Genomic DNA, 15,771 nt, shown 5'->3' on the forward strand with positions numbered 1-15,771 from the left:
TCAATCTATATATTTAACCCAGGATTCTTCGTTTGTCTGCTTGTAACCAATCAGGCGTCCATCCTTTTTCCAGGGCATCCAGGGTTACTCCTGGCGGAACGATAGCATCTATCGCATCCAGGATATCAGTGCTTAATCGGATGTCGCTGCCTTTTAACGTTTCACGAAGTTGCTCAATTGTTCTTGCCCCCACTATAGCAGAAGTAACTGACGAATGAGCTTGTGTAAATGCCATGGCAAGATGTGGCAAAGTTAATCCTGCTTCATTTGCAAGGGTTTGGAGCTTAGCAACGGCTTCGAACTTGATGCGATTTTCTTCTCGATTCGGATCTACAACAGTTGAAAGTTTCCCTAGAGAACTTGCTGCTCTTGAATCTGGGGCAACAGCTTCTCCCGAGCGGTATTTTCCCGTTAGTAGACCACCCGAAAGTGGGCTCCAAACCATTACGCCCATTCCGTATTTAGCGGTTGCAGCAAGCAAATCGAATTCGATGCTTCGATTCAATATGGAATACGGGGCTTGCTCGGATACAAAGCGTGCGGTATTTTTGCGTTCGCTAGTCCATTGTGCTTCGGTCACTTGCCATGCCTGAAAATTGGATGTACCAATATAGCGAATCTTCCCTTCACGAACCAGGTCCGTAAGTGCGTCAAGACTCTCTTCAATGTCAGTATGGAGATCTGGCTGATGTAGTTGATACAAATCGATATAGTCCGTTTGCAACCTTCTCAAGCTTCCCTCTACTGCACGCTTAATCCAATATTTCGAGTTACCGGATTGATTAAGCCCACTGCCCATGGGCATTCCGCCTTTCGTGGCCAGAATAACATCCTGTCTGCGTCCTTTTAGGATGTGACCCAGAATTTCTTCGGATTGACCACTTGAATAGACATCCGCTGTATCGATCAGATTAATGCCTCCAGCCAAAGCCTCATCTAACATGACTGCAGCTTCTTTCTCCGTATTGTTGCCCCAAAAACCAAAAGTACCTGTACCTAATGCAAAACTGCTTATTTTAAGGCCTGTATTTCCTAATACACGATATTCCATGTTCAATCCATCCCTTCTCCATCTGCTATAATTAGAATGATCGTTCTAATATTCGTAGAAGAGTCCACGGCAAGATCTCACACCACTCCTCATAACTCTTGGCTTCTTATCCGTATATTCCTCCTACGCCAACAATATAACATGTTTAGAATGATCGGTAAAGAATGATTTTATGCCCGAAATTAAGATCCTTCCTGAAAATGAACTAAGAAGACTCCAAAGCCGCGGTCAAAACGGAGCTGAAGTCTTCTTTTCAGTAGTAATGAACATCCAAAGCTGGATGTAAAAATTACATTAGTTTACGCATCTAACGTATACAAGGGCAGGTTTTCCGGTAAAGCCGCCGGGCGCAGACATGTGCTCTGCATTGGATAGAAGGTCTGCTGATCGGAGGAATCGTGGAACGCCCACATCGCCTCCAGCACATGATAAGCCAATTCACCACTGGCGCGGTGAGGCCGTCCGCTGCGGATAGCGTAGGCCATATCGGCAACACCGATGCCCCGTGTATTCTCCTGGTAGCCCGGCAGCAGCGGTACCTCTGTCCATTCTTGCTCGCCCAGCAGCCTGTAGCGAACTGGCCCTCCGAACGTGTTCGGGTCAGGCACTTGTAGCGTGCCCTGAGTGCCGTATACCTCGATCGGTGGCAGAGTGCTTCCACCAAAGATGTCAAAGCTGGTAATGAGCGTGCCGACAGCCCCCTGCTTGAAGCGCAGCAATCCGGCCACATGGGTCGGTATATCGACCGGGATGGTCTGACCTCTCTTTTTCTCGCTCGTAATCGTTCGCTGATCCATCGCCTTGCCTGTCATGCCCGAAATGGCAGCAATCGGACCCAGCAATTGCACCAAAGCCGTCAAATAATAAGGGCCCATATCAAACATTGGACCGCCGCCGACTGCATAATAAAATTCAGGATCAGGATGCCAATGTTCATGTCCAGGGCTCATCATGAAAGCCGTAGCGGCTACCGGACTCCCAATGACTCCGTCTTCAATCAGCTTCAATGATGTCTGTATACCGGAACCGAAGAAGGTCTCTGGTGCGCAGCCGACAAGCAGTCCCTTTTGATAAGCAAGATCCAAGACAGCCTGACCCTGCTCACGGGTGACGGCAAGTGGCTTCTCCACATAGACATGCTTGCCTGCCTCAAGAGCTCTGAGACATACGTCGGCGTGAACGCCCGGAATGGTCAAATTAATGATGAGTTCGATCTCCGGATCAGCCAAAATCTCATCTACCGAATATACATGCGGAACGTTGAACGCTACCGCCTGCTCCTCTGCCCGACCTTGGTCCAGATCCGCTACTGCGTACAGCTCCAGAATGTCGAAACGATGGCAATTTTCCATGTAAATTCCGCTAATTTTACCACACCCGATAATGCCTACTTTCATTTTGTTCATGCCTAGACTCCCTTCTTCTTCAGAAAAAATGGATAATGGCATTCTTTTATTACCGCTGTTGGTTGTCTGTCATGCCTGTATAAGCCTCTGCCAGAGAGTTGCCCCGGGGGGCCACCGCCTGTTTGCCTGCTGCTGCCCACAGAAACCCGCTGCGCATCATCTCGGTCACTTGAGGCATATCTATGATATCTGCGTGATGGCCCAGCGAATTGTAGAAGACGCGGCCGTTCCCCCAGCGCTTCGTCCATACAACGGGCATATCCACTGGCCCATTGGCTGAATGGGGGCCTGGTACGATCGGAAAGCGTGTGGTTGCCAGCACTTCAACTGCCGGGTCTACGTGGAGGTAATACTGCTCGCTTTTGACCTGAAAATCCTCAATATGGTCTAGAAGTGGGCTGGAGCCGCGCTTCATGTTCACCATGTACTCTACGCCGTCATTGCCGGGATGCGCAACCCATTGCCCGCCTGTCATAAACTGCCAGTCCACGTTGTTCCGGAAGGCATCACACATGCCGCCATGGCAGCCTGTGAGACCTACGCCGCTTAGAACCGCAGCTGAAACATTATTGACCAGTTCCTGCTCAATCTGTCCCATGGTCCACATTGGAACGATCAGGTCCAGGTGAAGCAGTTTCTCAGCATCCTGGTAGGCTTCCAGGGTATTAGACACTTCCACCTCGAACTGCTCTTCCTTCAAAATGCGTTCAAAAATGGCCGCGACCTGCTCCGGCTCATGTCCGTTCCATCCACCCCATACAATCAGTGCCTTGCGCATCTGTAATCCACTCACCTTTCGGAACGTATTGTTATACTACATTTCTTCAATGGATACCCAGCGGCGTTCCTCTATGGATCGTTCTACCGCTTCAAGCACAGCCTGACAAGCAACACCGTCGTGGAAATTCGGCGACGGTTGCCGTCCTTCAGAGATGGCACTCAACATCTCAAGCATCTCATGGGTGAAGGTATGTTCGAATCCAATCGTATGTCCTGCAGGCCACCAGGCTTCGGAGTACTTGTGTGCCGGATCGGTGGCGAGTACGCGACGAAAGCCCTGAACGTCCTCCTCATCCTGTGTGAAATACACTTCCAGTTCGTTCATTCGTTCAAAGTCAAACCGCACACTGCCTAGGCTACCGTTGATCTCGAATGAATTTGTGCTCCGATGTCCGGCAGCAAAACGTGTGGCTTCGAAGCTGCCCAGCGCACCTCCGGCGAAGCGTGCCAGGAACAACGTGGCATCATCGACTGTCACTTCTCCCATCGGAGCATTTGCTTCAGTGTTCCTTTTGGAGCTTAACCCGCTCATCTCCAAAGCCAACGGGCGCTGTTTGATGAATGTCTCGCTCATACCGATCACTTCATGGAACTCGCCGACCAAGAAGCGAGCGAGATCAATTAGATGGGCGCCAAGATCACCATGAGAGCCAGAACCGGCCACTTCTTTTTGCAGCCGCCATACCAGGGGGAAGGACGGGTCCATGATCCAGTCTTGAAGGAAGAAGGCACGGAAATGATAAATTTTGCCTAGGCGTCCGCTCTCGACTAGCTGCTTAGCCAGCTGGACAGCCGGAGAAAAACGGTAGTTGAAGCCTACCATATGTCTGACCCCTGCTTCCTCTGCTACCTGCAGCATGTCACGTGAATCCGCCAGCGAGAGCGCAAGTGGCTTCTCACAGAACAGATGCTTGCCATGAAGGGCCGCCTCAACGACAATTTCCTTATGGGCATTACTCGGGGCGTTAATGTCAATGAGGTCAATATCGTTACGTTTCACTAGATCACGCCAATCCGTAACACTTTCGGTCCAGCCGTACTGGCGGGCAGCTGCCTGAACCCCCTGCTCGTTGCGTCCACAGATAACGGACATCTCTGGCTGCAGCGGGGCATCTGGGAAGAACATGGGTAGACTACGGTAAGCGTTGCTGTGAGCCTTGCCCATAAATTTGTAGCCAACCATTCCGATACGAAGACGATTAGACATGTCGTGATCCTCCTTATGGGTCTGAGTTTCAACGAATTTTTGACGAATGGTATTATGGACGAATGGATGACGCCCTGATAATCAGCTCTGTGGACAGGAGTTCTCTTATCGAGTCGCGCCCGGTTAGTTCCAGGGCTGGAATAAGATTCAGAGAATCGGGTATAAGCTTCGAGGCTGCAAGCTCCCCCATCTCATAAAAAGGTACGCGGACACTGCTTAGCGGCGGAACAGCCATCTCAGCCGCATCCGAATCGTCATAGCCTACAAACGCCGGAAACCGGTCTGCTGCCAGTCCGCGCTCACGGAGACCCTGCATTACCCCGAGGGCCATCCGGTCGTTCGCCGCAAATACAGCATCAATATCATTCAATTTGTCTGCGATTGTAGCTGAGGCTTCGAGCCCGCTTCGACGGCTGTAATTGCCTTCCAGAAGTAGATCGTGGTCATATTCAATACCGGCCTCCTGAAGCGCGGTACGGTAACCCTTCAATCGCTCAGTACTGTTGGAATAGATGTCCGGGCCGTTGAGAAAGGCAATCCGCTTGTATCCCTGCTCGATGAGGTGACTTACAGCCGCCCGGCTGCCTTCTACATGGTCTGCATCCACTTCACAGAACGATTGCCCTTCAAAATGGTGATTCATGACGCAGAACGGACGTCCTTCTTCCTGAAGTCTCTTTAGAGCTTCCTCCTCATCGTGGTCATCCCTGGCTCCAAGGATGATACAGGTATCGATTCTTTGCTGGCGGAAAAGACTACTGTAATCAATACGTTCCCCCGGCTTTCGGAACAATAGAAGCAGATCGAGCCCGCTGTCTCTGGCCTTGTTTCCGATACCGCTCAGCATCTCAGAGAAAAAATAGGCTGAGAACAGGTGCGCCTTCGGGACATAAGGCATAACTACACCAAGATGGCCACTCTTACTTCGGGCAAAGTTACGAGCCAGCGCACTGGGTACATATCCAAGCTGATTAGCTGCGTCCAGAACCCTTCTCCGCGTATCCTCTTTGATAGGACCTACTGCATTCAAGACCCGAGATACCGTCGCTTCAGACACGCCGGAAAGTTCTGCTACTTCCTTGCGCGAAACGATATTACCCACCTCCAAATCATTTTATGTACGCGCGTACATTTTCTCATGCAGCCATACCTCTGTCAATCCCCAAAAAGCGTACCCCATGGATGGATAAGCTCTTTTCGTTACTCAAAGGAAAGGGTCTCGATTCCTTAAGGCTTAAGCATACTAATCATTCCTACTCCAATCATAAGTACTGTAATTCCCGCAAGTATGCCTATCCATTCCTTTGGACTCTTCTTTTCCTTAAATATTAAAATGCTGCCAACACAAGCAATCGCAATGCTCGCTTGAGAGATCGGAAAACTAGCCGCCATGCCGATCAGCCCGTTGGAAATAAATAATGCTAGATTCGCGATGCTCCAAACCAATCCTGTAGGTAAATTGCGAACCACCAGAGAGAATCGTAGCCGCTTTTTGCCCTTCAGATTCATGACCATGGCTGAGCATAGCATACCGAGCGATTGCGGCAGAATGACGGATAGTCCCGATATATGAAAGAACTGATTAATAACGACATAACTACTTAACGCTAACCCCGAGCAAACCAACATTATGATAATGGGTACCGGCAAAGGCTTGGACAACCCAGCAGACTTGCCCTGATAGCTGGTTAACAGAACCCCTGCCAATATACACAGGAGAGAACCAACGCCTATCCCATATTGGTACCCTGTTATCCATTCACCCAAAATAAGTGCGGCAAATAGCGTCGTCCCTATCAACTGCAGACCACAAATCACAGGAATGGCGATCGATACGCTTACTTTTTGAAAAGCTTGAAACTGAAGCAATTGTCCAGCAGCCCAGAAAATACCAGATATAAAACTTACCACAAAATGAATCGGTGCTAATGAGGTGGGGTGAATGATATACAAGCACAGGGCAAACAGCACAGCACCAATCACGGTACCTGTCAGCTGTTCTCGGGGACTGGCTTTTGTTATATGTGCCAATATCGGCATAACTCCCCAGCCAACGGCTGGAATAAAAGCAATAATGAAATCCACGTGCAGAATTCTCCTCCCGTAAAAAGTACTCTTCCTACAATTGTTAAATATGCCATGCAGGAAAAAATCTACAGTTTTACGATAGCAAAAAAAACCGCTTCTAAATACAAATATTTTTATAGATTAATATAGCAAAATCAAAGAAATTGTTTTCTATACGCACTGGGAGATATACTCATTACATTTCTAAAAGCTCGCGAAAAGGTCAATTGATCGGTATAGCCGACCGAATTTGATATGACCTGAATCGAATAGTCTGTATGTTGCAGCAGTTCGCACGCTTTTTTAATCCTGAGGTCTATCAGATATTGTTTAGGCGTTTCACCAGTCTCAAGTTTGAAAACGGAGGTCAGATAATTCTGATGTAGACCGAGGTACTCCGCTACTTCACTAATCTGGATGCCGCTGATGTAGTTTTTCTCAATAAAGTTTATCGCTTGAACCGAATAAGGAAGCTGCTCCTTTACCGACATCGTTTCTCCCAAGTCGTGCACAAGTTTGGCGAGAATATGGAATAAATACCCCTGTATAGCCAACGATGAAGAAAGTGTGTTATCTCCGATCCGCAACATCTCAAGAATCGTGGAATGAAAGAACGTAATATCTTCAATATCGATTACATAAGGGTTCTGGCTTGGAAGTGATATGTTCTGCAGGTAGATGTCGGATTTAATGCCCATAAAGCCGACCCAACAGTACTCCCAAGGCTCGGCTTCATCCGCCTGGTAATAAGCTACCCTATTGGCCGGAATTAAAAAAGCCTGTCCTTCTCCTATATCGTAATTTTTGTTGTCAATCACCAACCTACCTCGTCCTTTTAGCACAAAATGAACCAGATTAAAATCGCGGGCGATGGGTCCAAAATCCTGATTGGATAAGCAGAGCTCTGTGCCACAGTTATATAAAATCAAATCTGATATATTTTTATGCTCTGAACTGGTATAAGTATCTACATATTGAATCATATTCTCGCCCATTGGTATCCTCCCCACTTTCCCAAATAAAGAACCTACGCTTGTTAATTTATCAGTATAGCATAAGTTAAGGATGACAAATATCCAGAAAAGGTTTATCTCTAAACTATAGTTTTTTGTAAGGTTCTTTGTTTTTCCTATATTCGACTTAAAAAAAGTCATGTATTTTCTATCACTCCCTTTGTTATGCTGATTCAATAATAGCGGTTTCAAGTGGTTTGACATATTTGGAAAGGGGCTATGTACATGGCTAGTCTACAAGTTAACCAAAAGGAACGGACATTTCACTTAACGAACAAATACTGCAGTTATCTTTTCCGTGTCATGGAGAACGGGCAATTGGAGCATTTATATTACGGCAAAAAAGTAGAGTACCTGGGTCAATATGACCGTTTTATCGAGCGAAGCTACCGTCCTGTGTCTGTCGGTGAGTTTGATAGTGACTTGGTGACATCGTTGGAAAGTATTAAGCAGGAATTTCCTTCTGCGGGAAGTGGAGACTTTCGAGAGCCGGCAATTGAGATCATACAGGAGGACGGATCTCATATAATGGAGTTCACTTATGATCGTTACGAGGTAATCGCTGGGAAGCCTAAAATCCCCCATCTTCCAGCTACGTTTTGTAAAGAAGCACATGAAGCAGAGACACTCCTCATCACGCTGACCGATTCTCTTACAGGAGCGGTGGCCGTGCTTGCTTACACCATCTTCAGTGAACTGCCCGTGATCACGAGATCCGTATCCATAACGAATTCCGGGAATAATCCCCTGAGAGTCAACCGTCTAATGAGCCTGAGTCTTGATCTCCCTGACTCCGAATATGAAATTATTCATTTATCAGGGGCTTGGGGTAGGGAACGTCATGTGGAGCGTACACCATTGAGACCTGGGCTACAGTCGATTGGGAGCACTCGAGGAATTAGTAGTCATGTTCACAACCCATTTCTGGCGCTTGCCAAACCCGGATCACAGGAACACCAAGGAGAAGTGTATGCGGTTAATCTCGTTTACAGCGGGAACTTTCTTGCCCAGGCGGAAGTGGACAGCTATTCAACTACCCGATTGATGATTGGCATTCATCCTGACAAATTCTGCTGGACCCTGAAGCCAGGAGAATGTTTTTATTCGCCTGAAGCAGTTCTGGTCTATTCTGAGAGCGGTTTAAATGGCATGAGCCAAGCATACCATAGCCTGTACAATAAACACTTAATTCGCAGCAGTTGGACCGAGCGGGAACGACCTGTATTGATCAATAACTGGGAGGGGACCTATTTTGATTTTACTGAGCAGAAAATAGTTGATATGGCAAAAAAAGCAGGTGAACTGGGGATTGAACTCTTTGTCTTGGATGACGGATGGTTCGGTCGAAGAAACAATGATACCTCTTCCCTCGGTGACTGGTTTGAAAATCCTGAAAAGCTACCGAACGGGATCTCGAATTTGGCAAAGAAGATCAATGCGCTCGGGATGAAATTTGGTCTTTGGTTCGAGCCGGAAATGGTTAACTCCGACTCTCATATTATGAGGGAGCATCCAGACTGGGTTGTGGGAACACCCGGCCGTCAACGCAAGCATGGACGCCATCAATATGTTCTTGATTATTCCCAACCGCCTGTTGTGGATTACCTGTTTAAGTTAATGGATGACGTGCTCTCTTCTGCTCGGATCGAATACGTAAAATGGGATATGAATCGATGTATTTCAGAAGCCTATTCGTTATCTCTGGGCAAAGAAAGACAGGGCGAATTTTTTCACCGCTATGTCTTGGGTGTATATGCTTTATATGAGAAGCTGATTACCGAACACCCTGAGATTTTGTTTGAGTCCTGTGCTTCCGGTGGAGGACGGTTTGATCCAGGAATGCTTTATTATGCTCCGCAAACATGGACAAGCGACGATAGTGAGGCTATAGAACGTCTGAAGATTCAGTATGGTACATCCATGGCCTATCCGCTTAGCAGCATGGGTGCTCATGTGTCAACCATCCCGAACCACCAGGTAGGCAGAACCGCACCGCTGCAAACCAGATCCAATGTCGCTTACTTTGGTATATTCGGTTATGAACTTGACCCATTGGCTTTGTCCGAAGAAGAGTGCGATGTAATTAAAAAACAAATACAAGTGTATAAACGTCACCGACGATTAATTACACAGGGAACCTTTTACCGTCTGCTAAGTCCCTTTGAAAAAAATGAGACTGCCTGGATGGTCATTGATGCAGAATGTGAGCATGCTCTCGTTGGTTGGTACCAGGTGCTCTCGCGTCCGAATCAAGCTTATTTACGACTAAAGCTAGTCGGGCTGGACGAAATGGCAGTATATGTTGTGGAAGAGCTGGGCCAACGTTTTACCGGCAGCGAGTTAATGAACATTGGACTTATACTCACCCCGCCTCATAAGGCGGGACAGGATTTTAATATTGCGGAGAAATACGATTTCGCATCTCAATTATTTACTTTAACAAAAGAGATTTCCTCATGATTGGATTATGACTTGAAGAATTAGATCAAAGACCCGTTCTTCTCTCCAGTTCCTCTGTATATCTGGCGCCCATCAAAGTGATCTGCGAGGCTGCGCTGTTAATATTGCGCACATCTTCGGATGTGAGTTCAATGTCCACTGCGCCTAGATTTTCTTCCAGACGGCTTAATTTCCGTGTGCCCGGGATTGGAACGATCCATGGCTTCTGGGCTAGCAGCCAGGCGAGTTCGATTTGGGCTGGCGTTGCTTTTAACTGCTCAGCCATCTCTTTAAGCAGGTCGACCAGCACCTGATTGGCCTCCAGTGCTTCTGGAGTAAAACGTGGAAGAACGCTACGCAAGTCGCCATAATTGAATGTCGTATTTGCTGAAGGAGATTTTATATAGGCTGTTGCAGGGACCTTATGGCGTCGAATTGGCTCAGATTGCAGTCGAAGGAAGCAGCACCTATCGAATCCGAGATGCTATTGACTATATTGTCTGGAATTGGGACCAGTCTTTTCGGATCGAAGATCTTGCAGACACCGCCAGCATGAGTGTTTCTTCGTTCCATCGGCATTTTAAAGAGGTAACCGCCATGAGCCCAATTCAGTTTCTTCATTAATAGACATATAAGTTAAAACATTCAATTATCATTTAGAATTTTAGGGGTTGAACACAGTGAAAGTGGATCAGGGCCAAATACAAGATTGGCGGACTGCTTGGCCTCCTCGATGACCTTCATGACCTTTTCACTATGTTCAAGCATATCCGAAACTTTTTCCAAATCGTTTTCTCGGATGATACGGTCAAATTCAACGAATTCGTCATACATTCGATGCGAATGATCTTTTAGATCCACCCGAATTGGCATTTCCTTATTCGCAGTGTAATCAAAGCAGTCGCATATATTAGCTGAACTTGCCATGTGTATATAGCCCTTATTGCCTTGAATGTTCACGGCATTGGGGGCCGTACTATCTTTTGAACCGATGCAGACACACTTGAAATCACCGTAATCAAGCAGCAGCATACCTGAAGTATCAATTCCACGCTCCATGTTCGCCCAATACTCCACTTTCTTAGGGCTCCCGAAGAATCCAACAACAAAATGAATATTATATAAATTAATATCCATCAAGGCTCCACCAGACATTTCTGGATTAAACGCAGGCTGGATTATTCCCGCTTTGAAAGCTTCATACCGAGATGAGTATTGAGAATAGTTGCATTCAACGATTTTGATCTCACCAAGTTTAGATAGATACTCCTTCATGGACAAATAATTTTTCAAATATTGATTTGTTATGGCTTCCACCAATATCAGTTTTCTTTGCTGAGCAATTTCTTTTAGCTCTAGGAATTCTTGCAAATTGGAAGTAAACGGCTTCTCACAAATGACATGTTTACCACTCAATAATGCTTCTTTGGCATATGAATAATGAAGATGATTAGGCAGCCCGATATAAACTGTATCCACTTCACGATTCATCAGCATCTCGCTGTAATCCGAATAAATCTGAGAGATTCCATATCTATGTTGCCAATCCAGTAATTTTTCCTCATGACTAGGTCTAGAACAAATTGCCTTTAATAAAATAGTCGGGATATCCTGAATAAAGCTCAATAGATCCCCTACGATCATCCCTGCTCCGACAATTCCCAACTTCATTTTAGTTGCACTCCTCTATACCTTTTTCAAGTATTTCCATACAAATTATCGTTTCTTCGTCTTTAATCACTTTTTCTTTACCAAGTACGATCGACTGATAGATATCGTCATATACTCGAGCATAGTCTCCCTTTTCAGAAACGACTTTTTCTTCATGATACTCGCCTTTATCATCCAGATATGTTAAGATGCCGTAATGCTCGGGCTGGTCGATGCCGAAATCGGAGTGTCCCTTAGGCAGATAGTATAATTTCAGATGCTCCTCCTGACGATCCTTCGTTTGCTTTATAAAAACGCCTTTTTTTCCGTGTACAACAAAACCCGGCCGCTCTTTTAAGCGAAAAAAGCTGGATTTGATGGATACCTTGAGCGAGGGATAATAAAAATCCAGATCAAAGTAATCATTCATTCTCCCAGTACCCAGCAATTGACGAACATCATAATGGATTGTGTCCGGCTTTCCAAAATAGGAAAGAACCTGGTCAATGGTATGAACGCCATGTCCATATAGGTAACTGTTATATCTGGAAAAATGAGAAGTGGAGTTCGGGATCTCAGGGCGATAATAATCGTAATGCATCTCCACCTCCAGCAAATCTCCAAGCTTTCCTGATTCAATAACCTTCTGGGTAGTGAGGAAATCCGAATCGTAACGTCTATTCTGATAGCATTGTATAACCAGATTTTTCTCTTTAGCATATTGGAAGATCGACACGGCTTCTTCTTTGGTTAACATAAAAGGTTTCTCAACAAGTACATTTTTCCCGTGGTCTAGCGCCATTTTCGCATAAGAGTAGTGGGATTCTACAGGTGTACAGATAACAATCAACTGAATCTCCTTATCGTTCATTAAAGATTCTATATTATCTGTATACAGCACGTCAGGGATTTTTTTCCACTCCCTTTTATCTGGATTACGGGCATATATCGTCTTCACTTTCAATTCAGCTCTGTTCAATGAAAAAGGAAGATGATAACGGTTCGTGCTTTTCCCATTTCCAATATAACCGATGGTAAGCATATTATTTCCCCTTTAGGCTCTTTTTCATTTATTATAAAAGAAGAACGTTGATCGTAAAGGATTCGCCACCAAAATGGTACATTCAACCGATTATTTTTAAAAATGGTTGTTTATTTTTAAACAAAATGTTTATTTCATATTATTTTTCGAACGTTTTATTCAATTGAGCCGGGGTGAACCTGTTGAAAATACTGATACAATTATCAGAAATGCAAAACTTTACACCAAACGAAAAAAGCATTGCATCCTATATTTTGCTTCATAAGGAAAGTATCCTGCACTTAAATATTCAGGAGCTTGCAAAGGCAACGTATACTTCGCATTCCGCAATTAATCGATTAACACATAAACTTGGGCTATCGGGCTTCAAGGAGTTTATAATCAAACTTGCTCGGGAGTTTCAGCAGAACACCCAGAACATTTCCAATGTAGACCCCAACTATCCCTTCGGTTATGATGAATCCCCACTTCAAGTGGCGAAAGAAATTGCAGAATTAATGAAAGAAACGATTGAAAAAAACTTTACATTCATGGATGATAATTCATTGTCGCAAACAGCCCTATTGCTGGATCAAGCGAAAAGGATCTTTATATATGCGTTGGGCGATTCACAAATCCGTGCGAAAAGTTTCCAAAATAAATTGGTAAAAATAAACAAGTATGTGGTTATAGCTACGGAGCTGTCTGAATGGGCTTACCATACGGCTAATCTTACGACACAGGACTGCGCTGTGTTTTTAACTTACCACGGAAAGTCGCCGATTTTTTTAAAAGCAGCACGGCATTTCGCACATGAAAATATCCCTTTTATCACAATTACAGCAACCAATCAAAGTGAATTGGCCAAACTCAGTAATATCTGTATCCGGGTGCCTAATGACGAAGTAAAACATGCCAAGATTGGTACATTTTCGTCGCAAATTGCTTTTGACTATGTATTAAATGTGATCTATTCCTGTATCTATAAAATCGACTACTTGAAAAACATGCAAACCCTAACACAATCGTTGGAGAATTCGCATCTCAATGACATGATGAATGACGTATAAAATAAATATGCACTAAAACAAAAAGTCGCCAATATGGCGACTTTTTCAGTAAGTATATATATTGTTCTCCTCAGTCAAGGCTCAACTTTCATCTATTGCTTTTCGAATATCATAATCATTGATATCGATATCTACATTCATTCCAAGTGCCAACTTTGCCAGCTGATTTCCAATAAAGGGGCCCATGGTCAACCCGGATGCTCCAAGCCCATTTGCCGCTATAAGACCATCCCAGCCTGGAACAGCTCCGATCACCGGTAGAAAACCGGGTGTAAAAGGACGGAAACCAACTCTTACCTCCTGAAAAGTGCTGTTTGCTAAATCAGGGGCCAATTCTAAACCTTTATCCAGAATTTCCTGCATCCCCCCTGCTGTTACTCTCGTATCGTAACCTTCGATTTCATTTTCGTGAGTCGCCCCTATTACGATCTTCTGTTTATCAAAAGCCAGCAGATATTGATCAGAAGGAGGTATGACTACAGGCCAAGTGCCTGTGTCTTGCCTATTAGGAACCTGCAAATGCATAATTTGTGCTTTTTGATAACTAACCTTAAAATGAATGCCCAAAGGCAACAGTAGTTGATTTGCCCATGCACCTGCACAAACAATGACCTTGTCAGACGAGAAGCTTTGTGCACCGACCACTACTCCCGTTACATGGTCGGACTCATATTGAAGCGTAGCATTTCCTTGTATAAGGACCGCCCCGTTTTTTTGTGCTGATCGGACCAACGCATCCCGCAGCGCACGACCATCTATTCGGGCGGCACCGCTTATATGAACAGAATGATAACCTTCTACTAACAAAGGAAACCGTTTATGGGTTTCTTTTTCATTTAGCCGGGTAATTTCACCGATTTCCGGTGCATCCGCTTGTCGTAAGTGTGCCCGCGTCTCCATTTTTTTGATTTTCTCCAAATCATCATGAATACTGAGAGCCCCCACTTGAGCATAGCCAGTTTCTGTTTCTCCCTCGCTTTTGAGTTCTTCAATCAACCCAGGGTAAAAACGTGCTCCCGCTTTGGCTAGCTGGTACCAAGCCTGATTGCGTCGCTGTGATAGCCAGGGACAGATAATGCCAGCAGCGGCATCAGTAGCCTGTCCTTTATCTTTACGATCTACAATAATGACATTAGCACCCATTTTTGCTAGATGGTATGCTGTCGATGCCCCCAGAATTCCTGATCCGATTACGATGACCTTCTTCATGATTACATCCCTTTCCTACATCACTGTATCCATTATAGCGAATAGTGCATGAATGCATAAAGTTTGAAATTAATATTTTAAATCCTTATAAAGTTCTTAGAATTGATCTTTAAAGTAGTTGTCAGAACAAATGAAAAGGATGAACTGATATGGATAACATTATTTTACAGACTAAAAATCTCTGCAAAACCTTCGGACGACAACAGGCGGTGAACAACGTCACACTGTCTATTCAGGAGAATTCCGTCTATGGACTACTTGGCCCAAATGGGGCTGGAAAATCAACCACCTTGAAAATGTTAACCGGTATGCTACGCCCGACATCCGGTGAGATTTTATTTCAAGGAAAACCCTGGTCCCGAAAAGATCTTGCTCAGATCGGCGCACTGATCGAATCCCCTCCACTCTATGAGAATTTGACAGCTAGAGAGAACCTCAAAGTTCGTACAACGTTGCTCGGATTGCCTGATTCGCAGATTGATGAAGTGCTGAACATGGTTGATTTGACCCATACCGGGAAAAAGCGCTCGGGCCAGTTCTCGATGGGTATGAAACAGCGGCTGGGCATTGCCATTGCTCTCCTCAATCATCCCAAGCTATTGATCTTAGATGAGCCAACCAACGGACTAGACCCCATTGGTATTCAGGAGCAACGCGAGTTGATTCGCTCCTTCCCGAAGCAAGGAATTACCGTAATTCTTTCCAGCCATATTTTATCTGAAGTCGAACAAATCGTTGACCATGTCGGTATCATTGCCGGCGGCGTATTAGCTTATCAAGAGGCGGTCACTCCAGGACAAAACCTGGAATCGTTGTTCATGCAGATTGCACAGGAATACCGAAAAGGGGATGAGTAGG

General features: G+C 45.3%; 14 protein-coding genes and 1 pseudogene. 4 read left to right on the top strand and 11 right to left on the bottom strand.

Translation table 11 applies throughout. The features are described from left to right. Positions 1-13 precede the first annotated feature (13 nt). The 7 genes from ACYCSE_RS22890 to ACYCSE_RS22920 form a co-directional block, all read right to left on the bottom strand. Positions 14-1,051 carry an aldo/keto reductase gene (locus ACYCSE_RS22890; RefSeq protein WP_459700076.1) on the bottom strand — a complete coding sequence of 346 codons (1,038 nt, stop codon included), beginning with the start codon at positions 1,049-1,051 and terminating at the stop codon, positions 14-16. A gap of 299 nt (positions 1,052-1,350) precedes the next feature. After that, positions 1,351-2,457, bottom strand: a complete 1,107-nt coding sequence (locus ACYCSE_RS22895; RefSeq protein WP_459700079.1) for a Gfo/Idh/MocA family protein — start codon at positions 2,455-2,457, stop codon at positions 1,351-1,353. 49 nt (positions 2,458-2,506) lie between these two features. Beyond that, positions 2,507-3,235 (bottom strand): ThuA domain-containing protein, encoded by a 729-nt coding sequence (locus ACYCSE_RS22900; protein WP_459700081.1) that lies wholly within the window; start codon positions 3,233-3,235, stop codon positions 2,507-2,509. A gap of 36 nt (positions 3,236-3,271) precedes the next feature. Beyond that, complete coding sequence (locus ACYCSE_RS22905; protein WP_459700083.1) at positions 3,272-4,444, bottom strand: Gfo/Idh/MocA family protein; 1,173 nt, start codon at positions 4,442-4,444, stop codon at positions 3,272-3,274. Between the two features lie 52 nt (positions 4,445-4,496). Next, positions 4,497-5,552 (bottom strand): LacI family DNA-binding transcriptional regulator, encoded by a 1,056-nt coding sequence (locus ACYCSE_RS22910; RefSeq protein ID WP_322172253.1) that lies wholly within the window; start codon positions 5,550-5,552, stop codon positions 4,497-4,499. A gap of 119 nt (positions 5,553-5,671) precedes the next feature. Next, on the bottom strand, positions 5,672-6,529 hold the full coding sequence (locus ACYCSE_RS22915) for a GRP family sugar transporter (protein ID WP_459700086.1): 858 nt from the start codon (positions 6,527-6,529) through the stop codon (positions 5,672-5,674). A 137-nt stretch (positions 6,530-6,666) separates the two neighbouring features. Then, the gene (locus ACYCSE_RS22920) at positions 6,667-7,506 is read right to left on the bottom strand and encodes an AraC family transcriptional regulator (RefSeq protein WP_250261274.1); all 840 of its coding nucleotides are present in this window, start codon (positions 7,504-7,506) and stop codon (positions 6,667-6,669) included. Positions 7,507-7,749: 243 nt separating this feature from the next. Between ACYCSE_RS22920 and ACYCSE_RS22925 the strand changes: the two genes are divergently transcribed. Next, on the top strand, positions 7,750-9,984 hold the full coding sequence (locus ACYCSE_RS22925; RefSeq protein ID WP_459700088.1) for an alpha-galactosidase: 2,235 nt from the start codon (positions 7,750-7,752) through the stop codon (positions 9,982-9,984). Between the two features lie 25 nt (positions 9,985-10,009). Here the strand turns inward: ACYCSE_RS22925 and ACYCSE_RS22930 are convergent, their stop codons facing one another. Beyond that, a complete protein-coding gene (locus ACYCSE_RS22930) occupies positions 10,010-10,273 on the bottom strand; it encodes an aldo/keto reductase (RefSeq protein WP_459700090.1) in 264 nt (87 codons plus the stop codon). An 80-nt stretch (positions 10,274-10,353) separates the two neighbouring features. On the opposite strand from ACYCSE_RS22930, the pseudogene ACYCSE_RS22935 reads away from it, so the two are divergent. Beyond that, positions 10,354-10,578: pseudogene (locus ACYCSE_RS22935) on the top strand (AraC family transcriptional regulator); the annotation flags it as partial. Positions 10,579-10,608: 30 nt separating this feature from the next. Here the strand turns inward: ACYCSE_RS22935 and ACYCSE_RS22940 are convergent. Both ACYCSE_RS22940 and ACYCSE_RS22945 read right to left on the bottom strand, forming a co-directional pair. Further along, on the bottom strand, positions 10,609-11,634 hold the full coding sequence (locus ACYCSE_RS22940) for a Gfo/Idh/MocA family protein (RefSeq protein ID WP_459700092.1): 1,026 nt from the start codon (positions 11,632-11,634) through the stop codon (positions 10,609-10,611). A 1-nt stretch (position 11,635) separates the two neighbouring features. Next, complete coding sequence (locus ACYCSE_RS22945; RefSeq protein WP_459700094.1) at positions 11,636-12,655, bottom strand: Gfo/Idh/MocA family oxidoreductase; 1,020 nt, start codon at positions 12,653-12,655, stop codon at positions 11,636-11,638. Between the two features lie 182 nt (positions 12,656-12,837). On the opposite strand from ACYCSE_RS22945, the gene ACYCSE_RS22950 reads away from it, so the two are divergent. Continuing rightward, positions 12,838-13,704: a MurR/RpiR family transcriptional regulator gene (locus ACYCSE_RS22950; protein WP_250261270.1), complete on the top strand. Its 867-nt coding sequence runs from the start codon at positions 12,838-12,840 to the stop codon at positions 13,702-13,704. Positions 13,705-13,785: 81 nt separating this feature from the next. On the opposite strand, the gene ACYCSE_RS22955 is transcribed toward ACYCSE_RS22950, so the two are convergent. Further along, on the bottom strand, positions 13,786-14,913 hold the full coding sequence (locus ACYCSE_RS22955) for an NAD(P)/FAD-dependent oxidoreductase (protein ID WP_322160974.1): 1,128 nt from the start codon (positions 14,911-14,913) through the stop codon (positions 13,786-13,788). 149 nt (positions 14,914-15,062) lie between these two features. On the opposite strand from ACYCSE_RS22955, the gene ACYCSE_RS22960 reads away from it, so the two are divergent. Next, a complete protein-coding gene (locus ACYCSE_RS22960; protein WP_069289620.1) occupies positions 15,063-15,770 on the top strand; it encodes a lantibiotic protection ABC transporter ATP-binding protein in 708 nt (235 codons plus the stop codon). Position 15,771 lies beyond the last annotated feature (1 nt).

The organism is Paenibacillus sp. SEL1, assembly GCF_054602535.1.

Coding starts and splice junctions, on each gene's coding strand:
- ACYCSE_RS22895 (WP_459700079.1), bottom strand. CDS start 2,457: ATGAACAAAATGAAAGTAGGCATTATCGGGTGTGGTAAAATTAGCGGA.
- ACYCSE_RS22955 (WP_322160974.1), bottom strand. CDS start 14,913: ATGAAGAAGGTCATCGTAATCGGATCAGGAATTCTGGGGGCATCGACA.
- ACYCSE_RS22960 (WP_069289620.1), top strand. CDS start 15,063: ATGGATAACATTATTTTACAGACTAAAAATCTCTGCAAAACCTTCGGA.
- ACYCSE_RS22890 (WP_459700076.1), bottom strand. CDS start 1,051: ATGGAATATCGTGTATTAGGAAATACAGGCCTTAAAATAAGCAGTTTT.
- ACYCSE_RS22905 (WP_459700083.1), bottom strand. CDS start 4,444: ATGTCTAATCGTCTTCGTATCGGAATGGTTGGCTACAAATTTATGGGC.
- ACYCSE_RS22920 (WP_250261274.1), bottom strand. CDS start 7,506: ATGGGCGAGAATATGATTCAATATGTAGATACTTATACCAGTTCAGAG.
- ACYCSE_RS22940 (WP_459700092.1), bottom strand. CDS start 11,634: ATGAAGTTGGGAATTGTCGGAGCAGGGATGATCGTAGGGGATCTATTG.
- ACYCSE_RS22945 (WP_459700094.1), bottom strand. CDS start 12,655: ATGCTTACCATCGGTTATATTGGAAATGGGAAAAGCACGAACCGTTAT.
- ACYCSE_RS22925 (WP_459700088.1), top strand. CDS start 7,750: ATGGCTAGTCTACAAGTTAACCAAAAGGAACGGACATTTCACTTAACG.
- ACYCSE_RS22900 (WP_459700081.1), bottom strand. CDS start 3,235: ATGCGCAAGGCACTGATTGTATGGGGTGGATGGAACGGACATGAGCCG.